The organism is Pseudoalteromonas sp. ECSMB14103 (assembly GCF_000813065.1).
Classification (GTDB): domain Bacteria; phylum Pseudomonadota; class Gammaproteobacteria; order Enterobacterales; family Alteromonadaceae; genus Pseudoalteromonas; species Pseudoalteromonas marina.
On sequence record NZ_JWGY01000006.1, the window covers coordinates 100,344 to 120,411 of the forward strand.

Below are 20,068 nucleotides of genomic sequence, written 5' to 3' on the forward strand. Positions count from 1 at the left end.
AACCACTAAGTCCTTGTGATTTTATAAAATTATTAACTTAAATTAGCTATTTATGGCAAATAATAAAACGGAGTTTTTTTAGTTAAAATAATTACTTGTTTAACATGCCACTAGTTGCATATTAAAGTGCTGTTTTTTTTTCAGTCAATATAAGCGATATACAGTCATTTTTAATGTATTTATGGGTATAACTTAGAGCAAAGCGTTAATTGACTATACTTGATTAAAACACTCGGGTATTAGATAATCACGCCATTACGATATTGAGGGTTTTAAAATGTCAGAAGAATTACCAATTCAGTTTAGCGATGCAGCAGCTGTTCGTGTTAAACAATTAATCGATGAAGAAGAAAACCCAGAACTAAAACTGCGTGTTTACGTAACGGGTGGCGGATGTTCTGGCTTTCAGTACGGTTTTACTTTTGATGAAAAAGCAAATCCTGGCGATTTAGAAATTGTAAAAAATGGCGTAACGCTAGTGGTTGACCCTATGAGTATTCAATATTTAGTTGACGGTGTAGTTGACTATACTGAGGGCTTAGAAGGTGCACGCTTTTTTGTATCTAACCCGAACGCAACAACCACATGTGGTTGTGGTGCAAGTTTTAGTGTGTAAACACAGACTAATAAAAAAAGCCGCATTAGCGGCTTTTTTTATGCCTATAAATTAGAAGGGGCATACTCTGTGATCTGCATCATCAATACAAAAAAGCCCAGTACAAATGCAGATAGTACTAAAATATACATAAACCCTTTTTTACCTTGCTTAATTGGCACGCCATTATGGCGCAAGAATAAGTACCACCCTGCACATAAAATAATCGGTAATAAAAAAAGAAGCCTGAACATTATGTAACCTTTTTTGTGTTGATTATTGCCCAATATTAAACGAATAACATTAACATGAAATAAATTTGTTATAAAAATGCGTATTTATATTTTTATAATAAAAATATTATTTTTAATGTTTTTGATAACTTAGCTGAAATATTCAGTGTTTGTAAATGTTCACTGGGGTTGATTTTGACTAAGGCGAGCAATTAACTATTTAACCAAAGTGTTAATAGTATATAATGTATCCAAGAATGAGACGGGCAAAATTTCATTCTAATAACAAAAACCTTTTACCACATTTTAAGCGTCGTTTTTAGCTATGTGGGTGGGAGTGAGTAGCAACCAGTGCTTTGAGAAGCGATAGATTGCTATTTAAAACATAAGTTACTGCTTACTTGCCTACAGCTATGGTAACGACTGCTGCTTTTGTGGTGTTGTCTAATCGTCTAGTAGGAGATGTAAAATGATGGGGAAAACTGTTTCTTCAGAAGAGAACGCTAAGTTAACAACATGGCTTAAAAGCAAACGCCATGAAAAAGGCCATACAATGAGAAGCCTTGCACAGGTGCTTGGAACGCCTCACTCGTTTATCGGCAAAATTGAAAATCAAGAACGCCGTTTAGATGTAGTTGAGTTTGTTCGTTATTGTACAGCGCTAGAAGTTGACCCACATGAAGCACTAAGCCTGCTTAAAGTAGATTAATAGTGTGTTGCTTAGTTCATTCAGGGGCATATTAAATGTGCTAAGCAAAATATTAATGCATGGATGCATTAAGCTTAATAGCTACTATGGTAGTTTTTCTCAAGCTCATACAATTTGTGTCTTATTGCATACAAAAATAGTAAAGAGGGGAGCACCATTAAAGCGGTTAATACAAAAAATAACGACCAATTTCCCATTAGCCAATCATCAATTACAACCCCACTGTAACTCGAAAGTAATGTTCTTCCTAAATTCCCCAGCGACGCCAACAACGCATAATGTGTTGCACTAAACGCTCTGTCACATAGCATAGATATAAACGCGACCATAGCAACGAGAGACCACGCTTGTGTAAAGCCATCAATTACTATAGCAAAAGCATATAAACCTAAGTTAGGGCCCACTAATGCAATAGCAGAAAAAGCTAAATTAGATGCAGCCATGGCTACACCACTAACAAACAACCCTCTCACAATGCCATATTTTTGATTAAATAAGCTGCCTACGAAGGTAAAGGCAATGGTGAGCACTGCGGTGCCAACTTTTGAAAAAGTAGCTATATCGCTATTGCTAAAACCTATTTCTTTATAAAAAACAATCGACATTCGTCCTAAAAACGCTTCGCCAATTTTAAATAAGAAAATAAAAGCAAGTAATGCGAGTGCAGTTTTAACCCCGTTCTTTGCAAAAAATGTTCTAAAAGGGTCAATTACTGTAACAACCAACCAGGCAACGACTTTATTGAGAGGTGTTTGATTAATAGTAGCAAGCTTTTCAATGTAAACACGTTCTAGTTCCTCGTGAACGGCTTCTCTATTAGAGGCGGGCTCTTTAGCAAATAGCACTCCTCCCATTAATACCAATATTACAGCAGCTAAAAAGTAGTAAACTTGTGGCCAACCGAGTGAAGGAATATCTGCCATATAAAATGGAATCGCACCCAATAACGCGTAGCCTGTCCACCATCCTGAGGTGGCCATGGCAGCGGCAGCAGTTGCTTTGTGTGATTCACTTTCGCTTAGGGTATCTATTCTAAATGCGTCTATCGCAATGTCTTGTGTGGCAGATGCAATTGCAATTAATAAACACAGTGCTGCAGCAATCGCCAAGTTAGCTTTGAGGTCAAGGCCAGCAAGAAGTAATGTGCCTAAAAACATAAAGCTTTGGCAAAACAATATCCAGCTACGGCGTTGGCCTAGCCACTTATATAAAATAGGCAGTTTTGTACGATCGATTAAGGGCGACCACAAAAAGTTGATGCTGTAGGCACCAAATACAATACCAAATAAGCCTATCATGCTTCGGCTCAGGCCTTCATCCTTTAGCCATGCCGACATTACAGAGCCAATTAATACCCAGGGAAAACCACTGCTAATACCAAAAATAAACACATTAATTAAACGTTTATCTTTAAAATACGAAAAGTATTCGCTGAAAGAGAGAGTGTTGCTCATAGGGCCTTCATTGGCGAGTGGGTGCAGCTATACCGCACCTCATTAATTATAATGGTGTTGGCTCAATCATTTTAATATTTAAAATGACCACTGGTGTTTCTGGCACAAAGTCATAACCAATTTTTTCGTTGTAAATTGTTTTAACAGCCATAATTTTATCAAGGGTTTCGTATCCATCCATTACAGTACCAAACACCGCAAATCCCCAGTCTCTTCCAGGATTTAAATGGTCATTGTTATCCATATTAAAGAAAAACTGGCGAGTACCTGAATGCGGCTGTCTGTCTTGGTATGCCATGGCAATACTGTACATATCATTTTTTAGACCATTCCCGCTTTCATTAAAAATAGGATCGTTTTGATGTAAGCCTTCCATGTCTTTATCATACCCACCACCTTGTATAACAAAATCGCGTTCGTTTTCTTCGTCGCGCTCAACACGATGAAAAATACTACCCTGATAACTTTTATCTGATACATAAGTCAAAAAGTTATTAACTGTAATAGGGGCCCGAGAACGGTCTAGCTCAACAATAATACTGCCTAGTGATGTCACTATTTCAACACGTGGAAACATATTGTCTTTTTGTACAAATCTGCCCTCTTGGGCTGCTAAACTTGCTGCGCTAAAACAAAGAGCTAAACAAAGTATAAAAAGTCGTTTCATGGTTAACCTTCTAAAAACTGTATTAATTCAGGATCTGACACAATGCGGGTTATCATTTGTTCAGTCAACTTATTGAGTTGACCTTCTATTTTAGCTCTGTCATGGCCAAGCGGGCCTTCTAGCGCTGCATTACCGCTATACTTTTTTGTAAAATTACTTGTAGCACGGATTACGCGAACACTCAGTTCAATTTTTGCTTCACTTTTATGGCTTACTAAGGTTTCAGTAACCACTGCTTGTAAGGCATTTATATCTAGCTCAAATCGAGTGGTGGCTAAATTTGAAATGCTCGCGCCATTACGACTAAGTGCACTGTCTAGTGCACTTTTAATCGACTCTGTAATACCTTGGCTTGCAAATGTTTTGGTTTTGTCTGACTCAACTAGAGTTAGGGTAGACGTATCGCCACGTACATCAATAACACTCGTGCTCAGGCTGGTATTTATAGTGCTCACTTGGCCATTTTGGTAAACCGGATTGAGTATGACTTGGCTAGGTTGGTTTGCACAGCCTGCTAAAATACAAAATGCAGCACAGCCAAATATACGGTTTATTATTGTCATTGTTATAACACCCCACTATTTTTAGTTGAACTTAAAACCACAAATTTTTTGTTTGAACCTAGTAGCTTACAGTTACCAAACATACGGTTTAACTTGTCATGATAATCTAAATGACGATTACCAATAATACGAAGCTCACCACCTTCTTTTAACGTGTCTTTAGCTTGTTTAAACATTTGCCAGGCAATGTGATCAGTAACCGCTTGTGCTTGGTGAAATGGTGGATTACATAGCACCATATCTACACTGTTTTTTTCAAAGCCGGTTAGGCAATCGTTTTCGATAAACTCGCAATCATCAAATCGTTCTGCCATGTTTTGCTCTACGTTAAGTCGTGCAGACTCAACCGCCATGTACGATTCATCAACAAACGTTACAGAGGCTTTAGGGCAGCGTGCTAAAGTCATAACACCAACTACGCCATTACCACAGCCTAAATCAATAATTTTTTTAGCTTTTGGTGTTTGCGGCAAGTAATTAAAAAAGAAGCGCGCACCAATATCTAACGAATCACGCGAAAACACATTTGCATGGTTTGTAATAGTAAACTCGGTGCCTTCAAGTTGCCATGAAACAGGGTAATCAGCAGCTTTATAGCCGCCTTTTGCGCTACTTAAAATAAGGCGTGACTTTTTCACCGCTAAGCTTGTTTTAGTTTCACCAATAAACTGTTCAAACGCCTTAATTGTTGAGTTGTGAATATCTTTAGTTTTACCAGCTGCAATAACAGGTGTGCCTGGTGCAAGAACTTCGCTTAACTCACTTAATTGAAACTGCAAAAAGCCAACATTGCGTGGTATTTTGATTAACACTAAATCTACGTCTTCTGGAAGTGCCGAGAGGCTGTCCAATTGCGTAAATTGCACAGTAGACAGCTTATTCTCTTGTAAATTATACGCTGCGGCTTGGTGGCTAATATACGAGTCATTAACTGAACAAACCGTTAATTGATTAAAGCTACAGGCAAGGGCACCAAAGCTGTCATTTAAAATAAGCAATGAGCGACAATCAGGATGATGTTCGTTAACATAATTGATAAGGTACTCATCGCCCGAATCCCACGCTTGTAAACTGCGGTTTTTTTGATCCAAAGGGAAGCGTTCAAGAGTAAAAGTTTTATCGCCTAGCTGGGCTTGCGTCGTCATAGTGGTTTTTGTATCAGTAAACTAATGTAGGTAAATTCTAACATGCAACGGCAAAACGCCAACCCCCAACAGTTGCCTAATGGCTTTTCTTATCAAACAAAGGTGCTTAGCGCACAAAAAAGCCTCGATTTATTTTATTATCTGCAAAAAAACCTTAAGTGGCAGCAGCCTGAAGTCACGGTTTACTCTAAAACTGGACCAATCCCACGGCTGCAATGCTTTATTGGCGACCATAAAATTGAATACGGCTATTCAAACAGTAAGTTAATAACTGAACCCTGGCCTAGTACATTAATGGCAATGCGAAAAAGGTTAGAGGCACATTTAAACCAGCCTTTTAATTCTTTATTAGTCAACTATTATCGCGATGGCAACGACACTATGGGGTGGCACAGTGATGATGAAATAGAGTTGGGTCAGCAACCCACTATTGTGTGCATATCACTTGGGGCAGAGCGAGTATTAAAGCTAAAAGATAAGGCCAGTAATAAAATAACGGATTTAAAATTACACAGTGGTAGTTGTTTGTTCATGAGTGGCAATAGCCAGCGAGACTTTCAGCATGCTATTTTAAAGCAAACCAGCTTAGTGCACCCGCGAATAAGTTTAACCTTTAGGTATATAAAACAAGGCTAGTTGCGTAATTTAGTTAGCCAACGGGCAGGGCTGCTTGCTATGATAAGTTCATAAATTAGCTATAAATAATGGTTTTATATGTCAATGCAGCAACAAATCCAAGAAAAAATCAGCAATGCTATTGCGTGTAAGCATTTAAATGTTATTAACGAAAGTCATATGCACAGCAAAGGCACTGATTCGCACTTTAAGGTTATTGTGGTAAGCGAAGAGTTTTTAGGTAAACGCCTTTTGCAGCGCCATCGTCAAATTAATGAAATTTTAAAAGAAGAGCTTGCAAACCATATACATGCATTGGCTATTCATACTTACACTCCTGACGAATACACTGAACATGACAGCGAAGCGCCAGCATCGCCAAACTGTTTAGGTGGATCTAAATTAGATTGATTAATTGAGGTTTGACAGTTATTTACAACGGTATTTAACTGATCAGATCAGTGTTTTAAGTATTAGCCTTTAAACTAGCGCTAATTTTTATAGTAAAAGATATAGGATCATCAATGGTCATTAAGCCAAAAATTCGTGGATTCATTTGTACAAACGCTCACCCAGTAGGCTGTAGTGAACATGTGCAAGAACAAATTAACTATGTAAAACAACAAGGTGCATTAAAAAGCGCGCCAAAAAATGTGTTAGTTATTGGTGCATCTACAGGCTACGGCTTGGCATCGCGTATTACGGCAGCATTTGGTGGCGGTGCTAAAACATTGGGTATTTTCTTTGAGAAAGAAGGCACCGAGCGTAAAACAGGGTCAGCAGGTTGGTATAATACGGCTGCTTTTCAAAATGCGGCAGACGAAGCCGGTTTATGGTCTAAAAATATCAACGGTGATGCCTTCTCAAACGAAATAAAACAAAAAGCAATTGATACAATTAAAGCAGATTTAGGCAAGGTTGATCTGGTCATTTACAGTTTAGCGTCGCCTCGTCGTACTGACCCAAATACGGGTGAAGTTTACTCATCAACGTTAAAGCCAATCGGCAACGCAGTTACAACAAAAAATCTAAATACGTCAAAGCGTGAAATTGACGAAATTACTGTAGAGGCTGCAACACAAGACGATATCGACAACACCATTAAAGTAATGGGTGGTGAAGATTGGGAAATGTGGATTAATGCACTTCAAGACGCTGACGTGCTAGCAGATGACTTTAAAACCACAGCTTACACATACATAGGCAAAGAATTAACGTGGCCAATATACGGGCACGCGACTATTGGTAAAGCAAAAGAAGACTTAGACCGTGCAACGGTTGCGATAAAAGAGTCAACTAAAGCGTTAAATGGTCAAGCGTATGTTTCATCACTCAATGCTGTTGTAACACAAGCGAGCTCTGCTATACCAATTATGCCATTGTATATTTCAGCTTTATTCAAGGTAATGAAGGCGGACGGAACATACGAAGGCACCATTGAGCAAATTCATGGCTTATTTACCGAAAACCTGTACGGTGAAACGCCGCGTTTTGATGATGGCGGACACTTATTTCAAAACTACAAAGAACTTGAAGACGATGTTCAAGCACGTATCCAAGCAGTATGGGACAAAGTAGATACCAGCACGATTGACGAGTTGACAGATTACGTTGGTTATCACAATGAGTTTTTACGCTTATTTGGTTTTGGCATTGAGTCAGTTGATTACGACCAAGATGTAGAGCCAGTTCAAGCAATTGCAAATATGATTGATTAATCAATTAAGTGAATAGTCAGGGCTTGTTTGTCTTTTTTGGTAAAATGTTAAGTAACCTGTTTGGCATTTCGGTAATACAGAACTGATGTTGTGTGGTTATTGCCCATAAATAAGTATTATTGCTAAACAGGTACCGCCTTAAGATTCAGTAAGCTTTAATCCTATAAATTCAACATGCCCTAATTTAAAAGTCGCTTCATGCGACTTTTATCAATTAAAAAACCTCATTCTTTGCTTAAGCTACCACTTTGGTCTAACTTAAATTTTATTAAATCTAGCTAACAAAACCAAATAAGCGTTTCAGTCGTATAATTTTCATAAATACACTCGCATAGTCACCCACAATGGTGTTAAAATTAAGGCAATATGTGAAGAGTTTTTACCGCGTTGCCTGTTTAATGACCAAAGCGAGTTTTTCTTTTATACATTGAAATAACTTGGGGTAGCTTAAATGGCGACGTGGTTGGTACGATTTTTCAGTTTCTTTCCGTTAATGTAGTGCAAGTGCGTATGATCAACATAAAAAAAGGTCTGGATTTACCATTAGATGGCGCACCTCAGCAAGTTATTCACGACGGTTCACCCGTCAAAAGAGTAGCCGTGCTAGGTGAAGAGTTTATAGGTATGCGTCCAACCATGCATATTCGTATGGATGACCAAGTTAAAAAAGGCCAGGTACTTTTTGAAGACAAAAAGAACCCAGGCGTCCTGTTTACCGCACCAGCTTCTGGTGTTGTAAAAGAAATAAATCGTGGTGCTAAACGTGTGCTGCAATCTGTTGTTATTGAAGTAAACGGCAGTGAGCAAATCACTTTTGACTCTTTCTCTGAATCTGAGCTTACAAGCTTGGATCGTGAAAAAGCTAAAGAAGTACTTATTCAGTCAGGTCAATGGACAGCACTACGTGCTCGCCCATTCAGCAAAGTAGCGGCTGTGGATGCAAATCCTAGCTCTATATTTGTTACCGCCATAGACACTAATCCTCTTGCTGCAGATCCTGCAGTGATTATTGCTGAAAATGCGCAAGCGTTTGAAGCAGGCTTAGCTGTTGTATCGCGTTTGACCGATGGAAAAGTATTTGTTTGTAAGCAAGCTGGCAGCCAAATCCCTAGCTCATCTATTGCTCAAGTAGAAGTACATGAGTTTGGTGGTGTGCATCCGGCTGGCCTTGTAGGCACTCATATTCACAACCTTGACCCTGTATCTGCTAGCAAGCAAGTTTGGCATATCGGTTACCAAGACGTTATTGCGTATGGTCACTTATTCCTTACTGGTGAAATTTACACAGATCGTGTTGTTTCTCTTGCAGGTCCTCGCGTTAAAAATCCACGTTTAGTGAAAACACAATTAGGTGCTTCATTAGATGACTTAGTGGCAGGGGAATTAGAAGACGGTGATAACCGTGTTATTTCTGGTTCTGTACTTGCAGGTGCTACGTCGTCTGGTGTTCATGCATTCTTAGGTCGTTACCATGTTCAAGTATCTGTTTTACTTGAAGGTCGCGAAAAGGAATTGTTTGGCTGGATTGCACCAGGTAGTGATAAATTCTCTGTAACGCGTACATTCTTGTCTCACCTTACTCCGAGTCGTTTATTCAAAATGACAACGTCTACGGGTGGTTCAAAACGTGCCATGGTTCCACTTGGAAGCTACGAGCGTGTTATGCCACTTGATATTTTGCCAACGCTATTATTACGTGACTTATTGTCTCGTGATTTAGACAGTGCAATTTCATTAGGTGCGCTTGAATTAGATGAAGAAGATTTAGCGTTATGCACCTTCGTTTGTCCTGGCAAATACGAGTACGGCGCAGCCCTACGCGATTGCTTAACTACGATCGAGAAGGAAGGCTAAAATGGGTTTAAAAACTTTCTTAGAAGATATCGAGCCGCATTTTGAACCAGGTGGAAAACACGAAAAATGGTACGCACTGTATGAAGCAGCCGCGACTATTTTTTACACACCAGGTTATGTAAACAAAGGTTCAACTCACGTTCGCGATAACATCGACCTAAAACGTATGATGATTTTAGTGTGGATGGCGACGTTCCCTGCCATGTTTTTTGGTATGTTCAACATCGGTCATCAAGCAGCTATGGCACTTGGTAATGGTTTTGAGCTAGCTAACATTTGGCAAGTAGGTTTGTTCCAGCTACTAGGTGGTGATTTGACTGCCGATGCAGGTTGGGGCGCAAAAATGTTCTACGGAGCGTGTTTCTTCCTACCTATTTATGCAACAACGTTTGTTGTTGGTGGTTTTTGGGAAGTGTTGTTTGCTTCTGTGCGTAAGCATGAAGTAAATGAAGGTTTCTTCGTAACATCAGTGCTATTTGCACTAATTTTGCCTGCCACAATTCCTTTATGGCAAGTTGCACTAGGTATTACTTTTGGTGTTGTAATCGCAAAAGAAATATTTGGTGGTACTGGTCGTAACTTCTTAAACCCTGCTCTTGCAGGTCGTGCGTTCTTATTCTTCGCATACCCAGCGCAAATTTCAGGTGACACAGTATGGACTGCCGTAGACTCGTTCTCTGGTGCAACTATGCTAGGTCAAGCATTTGCAGGTACGTTAGGTGGTGACTTAGGTTACGCTAACATGCAAATGTGGTGGAATGCGTTCTACGGCTTTATCCAAGGTTCTATGGGTGAAACGTCAACGCTTGCTGTACTTATTGGTGGTTTGTTCTTAATTTACGTGCGCATTGCTTCGTGGCGTATTGTGCTAGGTGTATTCCTAGGTATGGTGATTACTTCATCAATACTAAACACAATTGGCTCAGAAACTAATGCAATGTTTGCTATGCCTTGGTACTGGCACATGGTGCTAGGTGGCTTTGCATTTGGTATGTTCTTTATGGCTACTGACCCTGTATCTGCTGCATTTACTGATAAAGGTAAATTAGCATACGGTGCGCTTATTGGCTTTATGGTTATCATGATCCGTGTTGTTAACCCTGCATACCCTGAAGGCATCATGCTGGCAATCTTGTTTGCTAACTTGTTTGCACCATTATTCGATCACTTTGTAGTGCAAGCTAATATCAAGCGGAGGTTGGCACGTAATGTCTAGTAATAACGAATCAATTGGCAAAACGCTAGCTGTTGTTGTCTCATTATGTTTGGTGTGTGCAGTAATTGTATCGCTAACGTCAGTGCAACTTCGCCCTTTGCAAAAAGCAAACAAAGCAAAAGATATTCAAAGCAATATTTTAGCAGCCGCGGGTATTAGCAAAGTTGATAACGTTGCTGAAACGTTTGAAGCTAAAATCGAAACACGCTTTATTGATATGCAAAGCGGTGATTTTGCAGACCCTGTAGAAGACTTTGACTTTGAAAAAAGCAAATATGATGCAGAGCTGAGCAAATCTTTAAAAGAGAATGGAATTAAGGACATCGCTGGTATACAACGTATCACTAAGCGTGCACCTGTTTACATCTCTAAAAAAGACGATGGCTCTACAGATGCAATTATTCTTCCTATCCAGGGTTATGGTTTATGGGGTTTGATGTACGGTTTTATTTCGCTTGAAAGCGATGGCGAAACAATTAAAGACATCATCTTTTATAAGCACAACGAAACACCTGGTCTAGGTGGTGAAATTCAAAACCCACAGTGGACTGCAACGTGGGAAGGTAAAGAATTACCAATCCAGATCGTTAAAGGAACTGCGGGCGGTGATGAGCATAAAATCGATGGTCTTTCAGGTGCTACATTAACATCTAACGGTGTTGATCACGCGGTTGATTTTTGGACTGGCGAAAACGGCTTTGGCCCTTTCCTTGCTAAAGTACGTAATGGAGCATTGAAATAATGGCTGATACTAAAGAAATGAAGGCGGTCCTGTTTGGGCCAGTTTTCGCTAACAACCCAATTGCACTTCAAGTACTCGGTATTTGTTCTGCGTTGGCTGTAACGTCTAGCTTAAAAAACGCATTAATCATGTCAATCGCATTGACCTTGGTAACCGCATTTTCAAGCCTTTTTATCTCGACTATTCGTAATCACATCCCATCGTCAGTGCGTATTATCGTACAAATGACGATTATTGCGTCATTAGTAATCGTTGTTGACCAAGTACTGCAGGCTTTCTCTTATGCTACGGCAAAAGAGCTTTCTGTATTCGTTGGTCTGATTATTACTAACTGTATCGTAATGGGTCGTGCTGAAGCATACGCGATGAAGTCACCACCATTAATGTCTTTCCTTGATGGTATTGGTAACGGCTTAGGTTACTCTGTAGTTCTTCTTACTGTTGGTTTCATTCGTGAGCTATTCGGTAAGGGTTCACTATTCGGTGTTGATATTATTCCATTAGTACAAAATGGTGGTTGGTACCAACCTATGGGTCTATTGATCTTACCACCGAGTGCATTCTTCATCATTGGTTTATTCATTTGGGTACTTCGTACTTATAAGAAAGACCAAGTAGAAGCTAAAGCGTAAGGGGCGATAAGTGGAACATTATATTAGTTTATTTGTAAAAGCCGTTTTTATTGAAAACTTAGCTTTAGCGTTCTTCCTAGGTATGTGTACATTTTTAGCCGTGTCTAAAAAAGTAACTACATCAATTGGCCTAGGCGTAGCGGTTATTGTTGTACTTGGTATTTCTGTACCAGTTAACAACTTGGTTTACCACGCGGTATTAGCTCCAGGTTCACTTGAGTGGCTTGGTTACCCAGAAGCTGATCTTAGCTTTTTACGTTTCTTAACTTTCATTGGTGTTATTGCAGCACTAGTGCAAATTCTTGAAATGGCATTAGATAAGTTCTTTCCACCACTATACAACGCATTAGGTATTTTCTTACCATTGATCACAGTTAACTGTGCAATTTTTGGTGCGGTAGCCTTCATGGTTGAGCGTAACTATAACTTCGGCGAGTCTGTTGTATATGGTATTGGCGCTGGTGTGGGCTGGGCGCTTGCAATTACATTACTTGCAGGTATCCGTGAGAAAATGAAGTATTCAGACGTACCAGATGGTTTACGTGGTTTAGGTATTACCTTTATCACTGTTGGCTTGATGGGTCTTGGCTTTATGTCATTTTCTGGTATTTCACTGTAATAATAGCGAGGTCAATCATGGATATTTTCTTAGGCGTTGGTGTTTTTATCGCTATCGTTGTAATACTAGTTTTAATCATCATTGGTGCTAAGTCTAAACTAGTTGCAAGCGGTGATATCATCATCGGTATTAATGGCGATGCAGACAAAGCCATTAAAACATCAGCAGGTAGTAAGCTATTAGGTGCACTATCTGAGTCGGGTATTTTCGTATCTTCTGCATGTGGTGGCGGTGGCTCTTGTGGTCAGTGTCGCGTTCACATTAAAGAAGGTGGCGGCGATATTCTACCAACTGAACTTGATCACATCTCTAAAGGTGAAGCCCGCGAAGGTTGTCGTTTAGCGTGTCAGGTAAATGTTAAAAATGACATGGAAATTGAACTTGAAGAGTCAATTTTCGGTGTTAAAAAATGGGACTGTGAAGTTATCTCTAACGATAACAAAGCAACTTTCATTAAAGAACTTAAGCTACAAATTCCAGATGGCGAATCAGTGCCTTTCCGTGCGGGTGGTTACATCCAAATAGAAGCACCAGCTCACCATGTTAAATACGCCGATTTCGATGTTCCTGAAGAGTATCGTGGCGACTGGAATCATTTTGGTTTCTTTGACCTGGAGTCAAAAGTAGACGAAGAAACAATTCGTGCTTACTCAATGGCTAACTACCCAGAAGAAGAAGGCATCATCATGCTTAACGTGCGTATCGCTACGCCGCCGCCAAGAAACCTAAGCCTACCTTGTGGTAAAATGTCATCGTACATTTGGTCACTTAAAGAGGGTGACAAGGTTACTATTTCAGGTCCATTTGGTGAGTTCTTCGCTAAAGAAACTGACGCTGAAATGGTATTTGTAGGTGGTGGTGCAGGTATGGCACCGATGCGTTCACATATCTTTGACCAACTTAAACGTTTAAATTCTAAGCGTAAAATGAGTTTTTGGTATGGTGCGCGTTCTAAGCGTGAAATGTTCTACGTTGAAGACTTTGACGGCCTAGCTGCTGAAAACGATAACTTCGTTTGGCACACAGCGCTTTCAGATCCACAACCTGAAGATAACTGGGAAGGCTATACTGGCTTTATCCATAACGTGTTATTTGAGAACTATCTTAAAGACCACGAAGCGCCGGAAGATTGTGAGTTCTACATGTGTGGTCCTCCAATGATGAACGCAGCAGTTATCAATATGCTTAAAGACTTAGGTGTTGAAGACGAAAATATCTTATTAGATGATTTCGGTGGCTAACACGCATATCAAAACAGATTAGTTTTGGTTAAAATATCAGCCTCGTAGCACTCTGTGTTACGAGGCTTTTTTATTCTTATTTATTAATTTTTAACCTATTAAGTAGGGTTGTTATGAACAAAGTAAATACTCCCCAGGGCATAATCGCCTTATTTATCATTACGCTGACTTTACTGTTATCTGGATGCGCAGAATCGGTCCCAAAGGAAACCTATTTAGAAGGTAAAACCATGGGGACTACCTATCATATTAAATATTATGACGAGCAAGAGGCAATGTCTGCTCTTCAAATACAAGAACAAATAGATGCTGTATTAGTCGATGTAAACCAGTCTATGTCTACATACATTAAAGACTCGGAGATAAATATATTTAATCGCTTGCCAGCAAATCAATTTATGCCAATAAGTGAAGACTTCAGAGCCGTTATAAGCGAATCCATTCGTATAGGAGAGTCTACCAATACACTTGATGTAACAATGGGACCATTGATTGATTTATGGGGATTTGGCCCTGATAAAAAGCCGACCAAACGACCCACTGATGATGAGCTTCAGGCAATGGTTGCAAATATTGGTGTAGATAAGCTTGTATTAAATGAACAAGGTTTAGCAAAAACAGTTGATGGACTAGAACTATCATTTTCTGCAACTGCTAAAGGGTACGGCATAGACAAAGTGTCGCAATTACTAGAAAGCCATAGCATTACTAATTACATGGTTGAGATTGGCGGTGAGCTGCGTATGTCTGGCGAAAAGCCAAATGGACAAGGCTGGGTAATTGCAATAGAACAACCAGATGCAGAGCCAGGTAAGCGTGAAGTGCACCGAATTTTACTACCAGGCACTATGGGAATTGCTACATCTGGGGATTACCGTATCTTTTATATAATGGATGGCGAAACATACACCCATTTGATTGACCCTGTAACAGGAATGCCAATTAAGCACGACTTAGTTTCTGTAACAGTATTACACCCAAGTGCAATGACCGCAGATGGCTTAGCAACTGCTTTAACAGTTATGGGTATGGAAAAAGCACAAGCTTATGCACAAGCTAATAACTTATCAGTGTATTTAATTGCTAAATCGCCTGATGGCTTAGTTACGTATTCAAGCCCTGCATTTGAACCCTACTTGTAAGTATTCAAAGCTGGTTTATTTCCATAGAGGTTGGGTATATAATATTAACTGCTCAAAAATAGTTTGGGCTTAATTTATTGCTGATCAATAGGGGCTAAGCAATGTCACTTTTTTTTCTTACTTTTGGCTTACTAATTTTAATTGTTACAGCAATGGCTGTAGGTATGATCGTGCAAAGAAAATCGATGGCCAGCAGCTGCGGTGGATTAGGCTCGGTAGGCATCGATAAAGCCTGTGATTGCGATGATCCTTGTGACAAGCGAAAAAAGCGCTTAGCTAAAGAGCAAGCTTGGAAAGAAAACCAAATAATTTAAATATTTTTTTAGAACAAAAAGCGCTTTTATAGCGCTTTTTTTGTGCCTGCTGTTCAGGGAACGAATACACATTGAACTTAAAAAATTCATTTTACTTAATAAGAAACAGACTGGTTTTGTCATAAATAACATTAAAGAATAATGGTTTACTTAGTTTCATACAGGGGCATTGAGTTGTTCTATGCCTAATAGAGTAAAGATTTACCGAGTGCCTTACAGGCAAATATTTCGTTACTTAAAGCATGGATATTAGACTAAGGTCTATAGTTTAGTTTTTTTCATCTATCAGGTTTATTTTTATCGCTTGTGAAATTTGAGTAATAACTCTAAAGTTAACCCATAGACACGGCTAAGAGCTTAATCAGTAGCTTTAGCAAAGTAAAATGTGTTTATAGGCAATGGCCAGAATTCGTTAGTGTTTAACTAACACAAAGAATCTTTATATTGTGTGTGAAGATGTTGTCAGTGTGAAAGACAACTCAAGTTCGGTGGTGACTTAGCTTGGGTTGTTTTTATTTCCCTACAATTGCCACGCAATCTAAAACAAGAATCTTTATATTGTGTGTGAAGATGTTGTCAGTGTGAAAGGCAACTCAAGTTCGGTGGTGACTTAGCTTGGGTTGTTTTTATTTCCCTACAATTGCCACGCAATCTAAATCCAGAATCTTTATATTGTGTGTGAAGATGTTGTCAGTGTGAAAGGCAACTCAAGTTCGGTGGTGACTTAGCTTGGGTTGTTTTTATTTCCCTACAATTGCCACGCAATCTAAATCCAGAATCTTTATATTGTGTGTGAAGATGTTGTCAGTGTGAAAGGCAACTCAAGTTCGGTGGTGACTTAGCTTGGGTTGTTTTTATTTCCCTACAATTGCCACGCAATCTAAATCCAGAATCTTTATATTGTGTGTGAAGATGTTGTCAGTGTGAAAGGCAACTCAAGTTCGGTGGTGACTTAGCTTGGGTTGTTTTTATTTCCCTACAATTGCCACGCAGTTAAAACCAGAATCTTTATATTGTGTGTGAAGATATTATTAGTGTGTAAACGGCTTAAATTCAATTATATTGAGTTTAAGCCGTTTTTATTTTTACTCTACCTATGCTTATTTCATCATAAAAACGCTGCAAAACGTGTAAATAATAAACTAAAACATATCAGCAATAGTATGCTTTTTGGCTTTAACTAAACTTTTCTTAATTTCCATTCTTATACCTTCAGGCTTGTTTTGGCTTAGTTTAAAATTACCGCTCCAATGAATAGGTTTAAAATTTATAAAGCATAGTTGCTGGTAAAGCTGTTCACGTAACTGGATTGGTATTTCATTTAGTTGCCATTTTGGCTCAAAACTTTCTTCAAAATGCGATGTTAGTCTCTGCATAATATGATGTTTTTGATTATTACACTCAACTATTTCAACCTTGGCAAGTACCTCTAACGAGCAGTAAAGCCAGCTTGGCAGAGTTTTATTATTACTATACGAAGGAGATAGATAACAGTTTTCACCGTTAAATAATAATTTTATAGACTGCCCAGCGCAGTACGTTAGCGGGTTACTTTTTGCGACGTGTGCAATAAATACATCGCGTGAGTGTTCATATAATACAGGCACTCGACATACATTATTTAAGTCACTTTGCGAGCAAGGCATTAAAATACTTGCTAGAGGGAACTGCTCAACTAAAGTCTGCAAACGTTTAATATTATGTTCTTGAAAATGCATCGGAGGGTACATTAAAGCCTCCTCTCTAGTTGTGATTTTATATCCGGCCATTGCTCATCGACTATGCTAAATTTTGCTGTGCTTCTAAAGCTACCATCACTTAGTAATCTATCTTTATGAGCCACACCTTCAAAACGTGCACCTAAGCGCGTAATTGCATTGCGTGATTTTTTATTATTTTCGTGAGTATTAAATGAAATATGCACTAAACCTAGCTTTTCAAATGCGTAATTAAGTAATAAGTATTTAGCATGTGAATTTATGTAAGTACGCTGCCAGTCATTACTAATAAATGTATGACCAATTTCAGCGCTTAAATTATGTGTATCTAACTTAAATAACCGTGTTGTGCCCACTACTTGCTGTGTGTTTTTATCAATAATGGCAAAAACAACTTGCTCGTTTTTATTAAATTGCGCCTGAGTTAAAAACCATTCTTTTAATATTTCAGGGCTTTTAGTGTAATTGCTTAATACCCACTGCCATACATCAGGGTGCTGGCCCGCTTTATATAATCCATTTAGGTGCTTATGGTTTAATGGCTCTAAAATGACCTTGTTTGTTTTATGTGTTTGCAGAGTAAACATTATTGGCTCCATTTTTACAATTTGTGAGCAACAAATGTACGCTTATTTGGGTTGGTAAAAACAACCAGAATGTAACTTTTACCTATACCAGATTAAGGAAACATATGCAGCCGCTGAATATTGAGTTTAATGAGCAGCGCAAAGCAAAGTATTTGCAGTTAGCGCAAGCACTTCGTAGCGCAATTATTAAAGGCGATATTGCGGTAGGCACTAAGCTCAGCTCAGCCAGAAACATGGCGCAAACCTACCAGCTAAACCGCCATACAATAATGAATGCTTTACAGCTATTAGTAGCTGAAGGCTGGGTTGAGTCTCATGAGCGCTCAGGATATAAGGTAACCCAAACCCTACCAATTCAAAGCAGTGCTAATACTAAGCAAGTACCTATTGTAACGCCTAAACCCTATAAATTTGCCAAGGAGTTAGCAGTGCCTGCGCCTGCTATGAACCTAAATGATTTCAAATATAACTTCGCAGGAGGGCTTCCTGATCTTAATTGCTTTCCATATAAACAATTTAAACGCTCTTTAAGTTATGTCTTTAATCATGTAGATACCAGTAAGTTTCACTATGGTGATATAAGCGGAGTAAGTGAGCTAAAGCATCAAGTAAGCAGCTATTTACACAAAGCACGTAACCTTAAAGTAACTGATTTACTAATATGTAATGGCTCTCAGGAAGCATTATTTTTAATTTCAAAGGTTTTTATAAATAAAGGTGATTTTGTCGCGGTTGAGACGTTAGGTTATCCGCCAGCTCGTAAAGCTTTTGCGGCATGCGGTGCACAATTAGTAGATATAAAACAAGATGAGCATGGTCTTTGTGTTGACGATTTAAAAGCACAACTTAGTCAATACTCAATTAAAATGCTGTACTTAACTCCACTGCATCAATATCCGACAACCGTAACTTTATCGCCTACACGGCGTATGCAAATTTATCAGCTGTGTTATAAGTATGGCGTGATGATCATAGAAGATGACTACGATCATGAGTTTCACTATAAATGTCAGCCACTACAGCCTATGGCGGCAGATGACCCTGCAGGTATCGTAATTTACCTCTCTACTTTCTCTAAAATTATGTTTTCTGCAGCTCGAATAGGCTACATTTGTGCACCGCCAGAGGTTATTGCGCAGCTATGTGCTTGGAAACAGTTAATGAATCATAAAAACGATGTTGTTATGCAATTAGCTGTAGCGCACTTTATGAAGGAAGGGAGTTTTGAGACGCACTTAAAGCGAATGACCAAGCTCTACAAGAAAAGATTCGAGGCAATGGACAACGAGTTAAGCCTTATGCAATCAAAGGGTTTACCAATAGAATATGTAAAACCTGATGGTGGTATGGCTATGTGGGTTAATTTAAACAAACCAGTGCATGGCTTAAAAAGCGCATTGCAAATGCAGGGAGTTTATATTCAAGCAGAGCCTGAATTTTATTCTCAAGAAGCCGCGCGTAGCCTAATACCAAAAAAGCAAAGTTATATACGGTTGGGATTTGCAGGGCAATCAACTCATGCCGCGCGAGAAGGGCTTGAGTTAATTGCTAAACATGTTTACTTGCTTATTTAAGTAAACTTTCGCCATCGTAAAAAAGAGGCTTTAAGGTTCCGCAGTTTATAAATTTATAAGTAAGTTCGTTTTCAGGAGGAACTCGTTTTGATGTGCGAACTTTCTGCATACAGGCATTAACCAAGTCCACAAAAATTAGGTGGTTGAAGCTTGGTGCTTTTTGAATTTTATGTACATAAATACGCTCTGTACCATTTAGCTCAATCATATCGTACTCATGCCATTGCGAAGATTCGCTTAGCTCATTGAGTTCTCTGGCGTACAGTTGCTTATCAAGCTCAAGCTGTTTAGCTTCATAAATTAAAGTGCCCCCTTGGCGGTAATCACCTTCGTAAATGTCGGCTGTAATTGTTATTTCATCCCCGCGCATTAAATGTTGAATATTAAACTTTTGCGGCTTAATAGTGATCATGTCGGCATTTTTCACAAAGCTTAAAAAAGCAACGTTTGAATTTTTAACTTCGTAAACAACTTGCAAGTCATGTGGCGATCTATAAGAAGGAAGATTAATAGCAAAAATAGAAGACCCTCTATTAACTAGTGCCATAGGGTGAACTGCATTGTAGCTAGGATCTAATGGTGGAAGTTCTACTTTTTCTTCTTCAGCAAGCGCTGTAGTACTTAGTAAAAGCAACAATAAAGTAAATAGTAAACGCATAATAACCCCAATCAATTTATGAGCTTAAATTGTAGTATAAAGTTTATATAACTCATATTTTAATACACATTA

Annotated in this window: 22 protein-coding genes; 14 read left to right on the top strand and 8 right to left on the bottom strand. The window is 38.9% G+C overall.

What is annotated here, in order from left to right:
* Nucleotides 1–277 precede the first annotated feature (277 nt).
* The gene (erpA, locus tag RF53_RS11440) at nt 278–616 is read left to right on the top strand and encodes an iron-sulfur cluster insertion protein ErpA (RefSeq protein ID WP_006791504.1); all 339 of its coding nucleotides are present in this window, start codon (nt 278–280) and stop codon (nt 614–616) included.
* 44 nt (nt 617–660) lie between these two features.
* Here erpA and RF53_RS11445 read toward each other — a convergent pair whose 3' ends face one another.
* Nucleotides 661–849 carry a hypothetical protein gene (locus RF53_RS11445; protein WP_006791503.1) on the bottom strand — a complete coding sequence of 63 codons (189 nt, stop codon included), beginning with the start codon at nt 847–849 and terminating at the stop codon, nt 661–663.
* Between the two features lie 448 nt (nt 850–1,297).
* Between RF53_RS11445 and RF53_RS11450 the strand changes: the two genes are divergently transcribed.
* Entirely contained in the window at nt 1,298–1,537 is a 240-nt protein-coding gene (locus tag RF53_RS11450) for a helix-turn-helix domain-containing protein (RefSeq protein WP_006791502.1), read from the top strand.
* Between the two features lie 74 nt (nt 1,538–1,611).
* Here RF53_RS11450 and RF53_RS11455 read toward each other — a convergent pair whose 3' ends face one another.
* The 4 genes from RF53_RS11455 to RF53_RS11470 are packed head-to-tail and all read right to left on the bottom strand — an operon-like array spanning nt 1,612 to nt 5,366.
* Nucleotides 1,612–2,991: an AmpG family muropeptide MFS transporter gene (locus RF53_RS11455; protein ID WP_039037736.1), complete on the bottom strand. Its 1,380-nt coding sequence runs from the start codon at nt 2,989–2,991 to the stop codon at nt 1,612–1,614.
* A gap of 46 nt (nt 2,992–3,037) precedes the next feature.
* Nucleotides 3,038–3,658 (bottom strand): peptidylprolyl isomerase, encoded by a 621-nt coding sequence (locus RF53_RS11460; protein WP_006791500.1) that lies wholly within the window; start codon nt 3,656–3,658, stop codon nt 3,038–3,040.
* A gap of 2 nt (nt 3,659–3,660) precedes the next feature.
* Complete coding sequence (locus tag RF53_RS11465; protein WP_039037737.1) at nt 3,661–4,221, bottom strand: YajG family lipoprotein; 561 nt, start codon at nt 4,219–4,221, stop codon at nt 3,661–3,663.
* Between the two features lie 2 nt (nt 4,222–4,223).
* Nucleotides 4,224–5,366, bottom strand: coding sequence for a methyltransferase (locus RF53_RS11470; protein ID WP_006791498.1), 1,143 nt, complete (start codon nt 5,364–5,366; stop codon nt 4,224–4,226).
* Between the two features lie 42 nt (nt 5,367–5,408).
* On the opposite strand from RF53_RS11470, the gene RF53_RS11475 reads away from it, so the two are divergent.
* The 11 genes from RF53_RS11475 to nqrM all read left to right on the top strand — a co-directional run bounded on the left by RF53_RS11475 (nt 5,409) and on the right by nqrM (nt 15,459).
* Nucleotides 5,409–6,002, top strand: coding sequence for an alpha-ketoglutarate-dependent dioxygenase AlkB family protein (locus RF53_RS11475; protein WP_039037738.1), 594 nt, complete (start codon nt 5,409–5,411; stop codon nt 6,000–6,002).
* A gap of 78 nt (nt 6,003–6,080) precedes the next feature.
* Nucleotides 6,081–6,392 (top strand): BolA family protein, encoded by a 312-nt coding sequence (locus tag RF53_RS11480; RefSeq protein WP_006791496.1) that lies wholly within the window; start codon nt 6,081–6,083, stop codon nt 6,390–6,392.
* Nucleotides 6,393–6,505: 113 nt separating this feature from the next.
* A complete protein-coding gene (fabV, locus tag RF53_RS11485; protein WP_006791495.1) occupies nt 6,506–7,699 on the top strand; it encodes an enoyl-ACP reductase FabV in 1,194 nt (397 codons plus the stop codon).
* A gap of 510 nt (nt 7,700–8,209) precedes the next feature.
* The gene (locus RF53_RS11490; RefSeq protein WP_006791494.1) at nt 8,210–9,553 is read left to right on the top strand and encodes a Na(+)-translocating NADH-quinone reductase subunit A; all 1,344 of its coding nucleotides are present in this window, start codon (nt 8,210–8,212) and stop codon (nt 9,551–9,553) included.
* A 1-nt stretch (nt 9,554) separates the two neighbouring features.
* Nucleotides 9,555–10,769, top strand: coding sequence for an NADH:ubiquinone reductase (Na(+)-transporting) subunit B (locus tag RF53_RS11495; RefSeq protein ID WP_006791493.1), 1,215 nt, complete (start codon nt 9,555–9,557; stop codon nt 10,767–10,769).
* Nucleotides 10,762–11,511 carry a Na(+)-translocating NADH-quinone reductase subunit C gene (locus RF53_RS11500; RefSeq protein ID WP_010556997.1) on the top strand — a complete coding sequence of 250 codons (750 nt, stop codon included), beginning with the start codon at nt 10,762–10,764 and terminating at the stop codon, nt 11,509–11,511. The genes RF53_RS11495 and RF53_RS11500 overlap by 8 nt, the downstream gene beginning before the upstream one ends.
* Nucleotides 11,511–12,143, top strand: coding sequence for an NADH:ubiquinone reductase (Na(+)-transporting) subunit D (locus RF53_RS11505; RefSeq protein WP_006791491.1), 633 nt, complete (start codon nt 11,511–11,513; stop codon nt 12,141–12,143). The genes RF53_RS11500 and RF53_RS11505 overlap by 1 nt, the downstream gene beginning before the upstream one ends.
* Before the next feature lie 10 nt (nt 12,144–12,153).
* A complete protein-coding gene (gene nqrE / locus RF53_RS11510; protein ID WP_006791490.1) occupies nt 12,154–12,762 on the top strand; it encodes an NADH:ubiquinone reductase (Na(+)-transporting) subunit E in 609 nt (202 codons plus the stop codon).
* A gap of 17 nt (nt 12,763–12,779) precedes the next feature.
* The gene (gene nqrF, locus RF53_RS11515) at nt 12,780–14,003 is read left to right on the top strand and encodes an NADH:ubiquinone reductase (Na(+)-transporting) subunit F (RefSeq protein WP_010556998.1); all 1,224 of its coding nucleotides are present in this window, start codon (nt 12,780–12,782) and stop codon (nt 14,001–14,003) included.
* A gap of 113 nt (nt 14,004–14,116) precedes the next feature.
* Entirely contained in the window at nt 14,117–15,145 is a 1,029-nt protein-coding gene (locus RF53_RS11520) for an FAD:protein FMN transferase (RefSeq protein WP_039037739.1), read from the top strand.
* A gap of 101 nt (nt 15,146–15,246) precedes the next feature.
* Entirely contained in the window at nt 15,247–15,459 is a 213-nt protein-coding gene (gene nqrM, locus RF53_RS11525; protein WP_010557000.1) for a (Na+)-NQR maturation NqrM, read from the top strand.
* 1,142 nt (nt 15,460–16,601) lie between these two features.
* Here the strand turns inward: nqrM and RF53_RS11530 are convergent.
* Nucleotides 16,602–17,189: an FMN-binding negative transcriptional regulator gene (locus RF53_RS11530; RefSeq protein ID WP_010557001.1), complete on the bottom strand. Its 588-nt coding sequence runs from the start codon at nt 17,187–17,189 to the stop codon at nt 16,602–16,604.
* Nucleotides 17,189–17,764 carry a GNAT family N-acetyltransferase gene (locus RF53_RS11535; RefSeq protein ID WP_039037740.1) on the bottom strand — a complete coding sequence of 192 codons (576 nt, stop codon included), beginning with the start codon at nt 17,762–17,764 and terminating at the stop codon, nt 17,189–17,191. The genes RF53_RS11530 and RF53_RS11535 overlap by 1 nt, the downstream gene beginning before the upstream one ends.
* Before the next feature lie 104 nt (nt 17,765–17,868).
* Here RF53_RS11535 and pdxR point away from each other — a divergent pair, with 104 nt between their 5' ends.
* Complete coding sequence (gene pdxR / locus RF53_RS11540; RefSeq protein WP_039037741.1) at nt 17,869–19,338, top strand: MocR-like pyridoxine biosynthesis transcription factor PdxR; 1,470 nt, start codon at nt 17,869–17,871, stop codon at nt 19,336–19,338.
* Here pdxR and RF53_RS11545 read toward each other — a convergent pair.
* Nucleotides 19,331–19,996 carry a hypothetical protein gene (locus tag RF53_RS11545; protein WP_039037742.1) on the bottom strand — a complete coding sequence of 222 codons (666 nt, stop codon included), beginning with the start codon at nt 19,994–19,996 and terminating at the stop codon, nt 19,331–19,333. The genes pdxR and RF53_RS11545 overlap by 8 nt on opposite strands.
* Between the last annotated feature and the right edge of the window lie 72 nt (nt 19,997–20,068).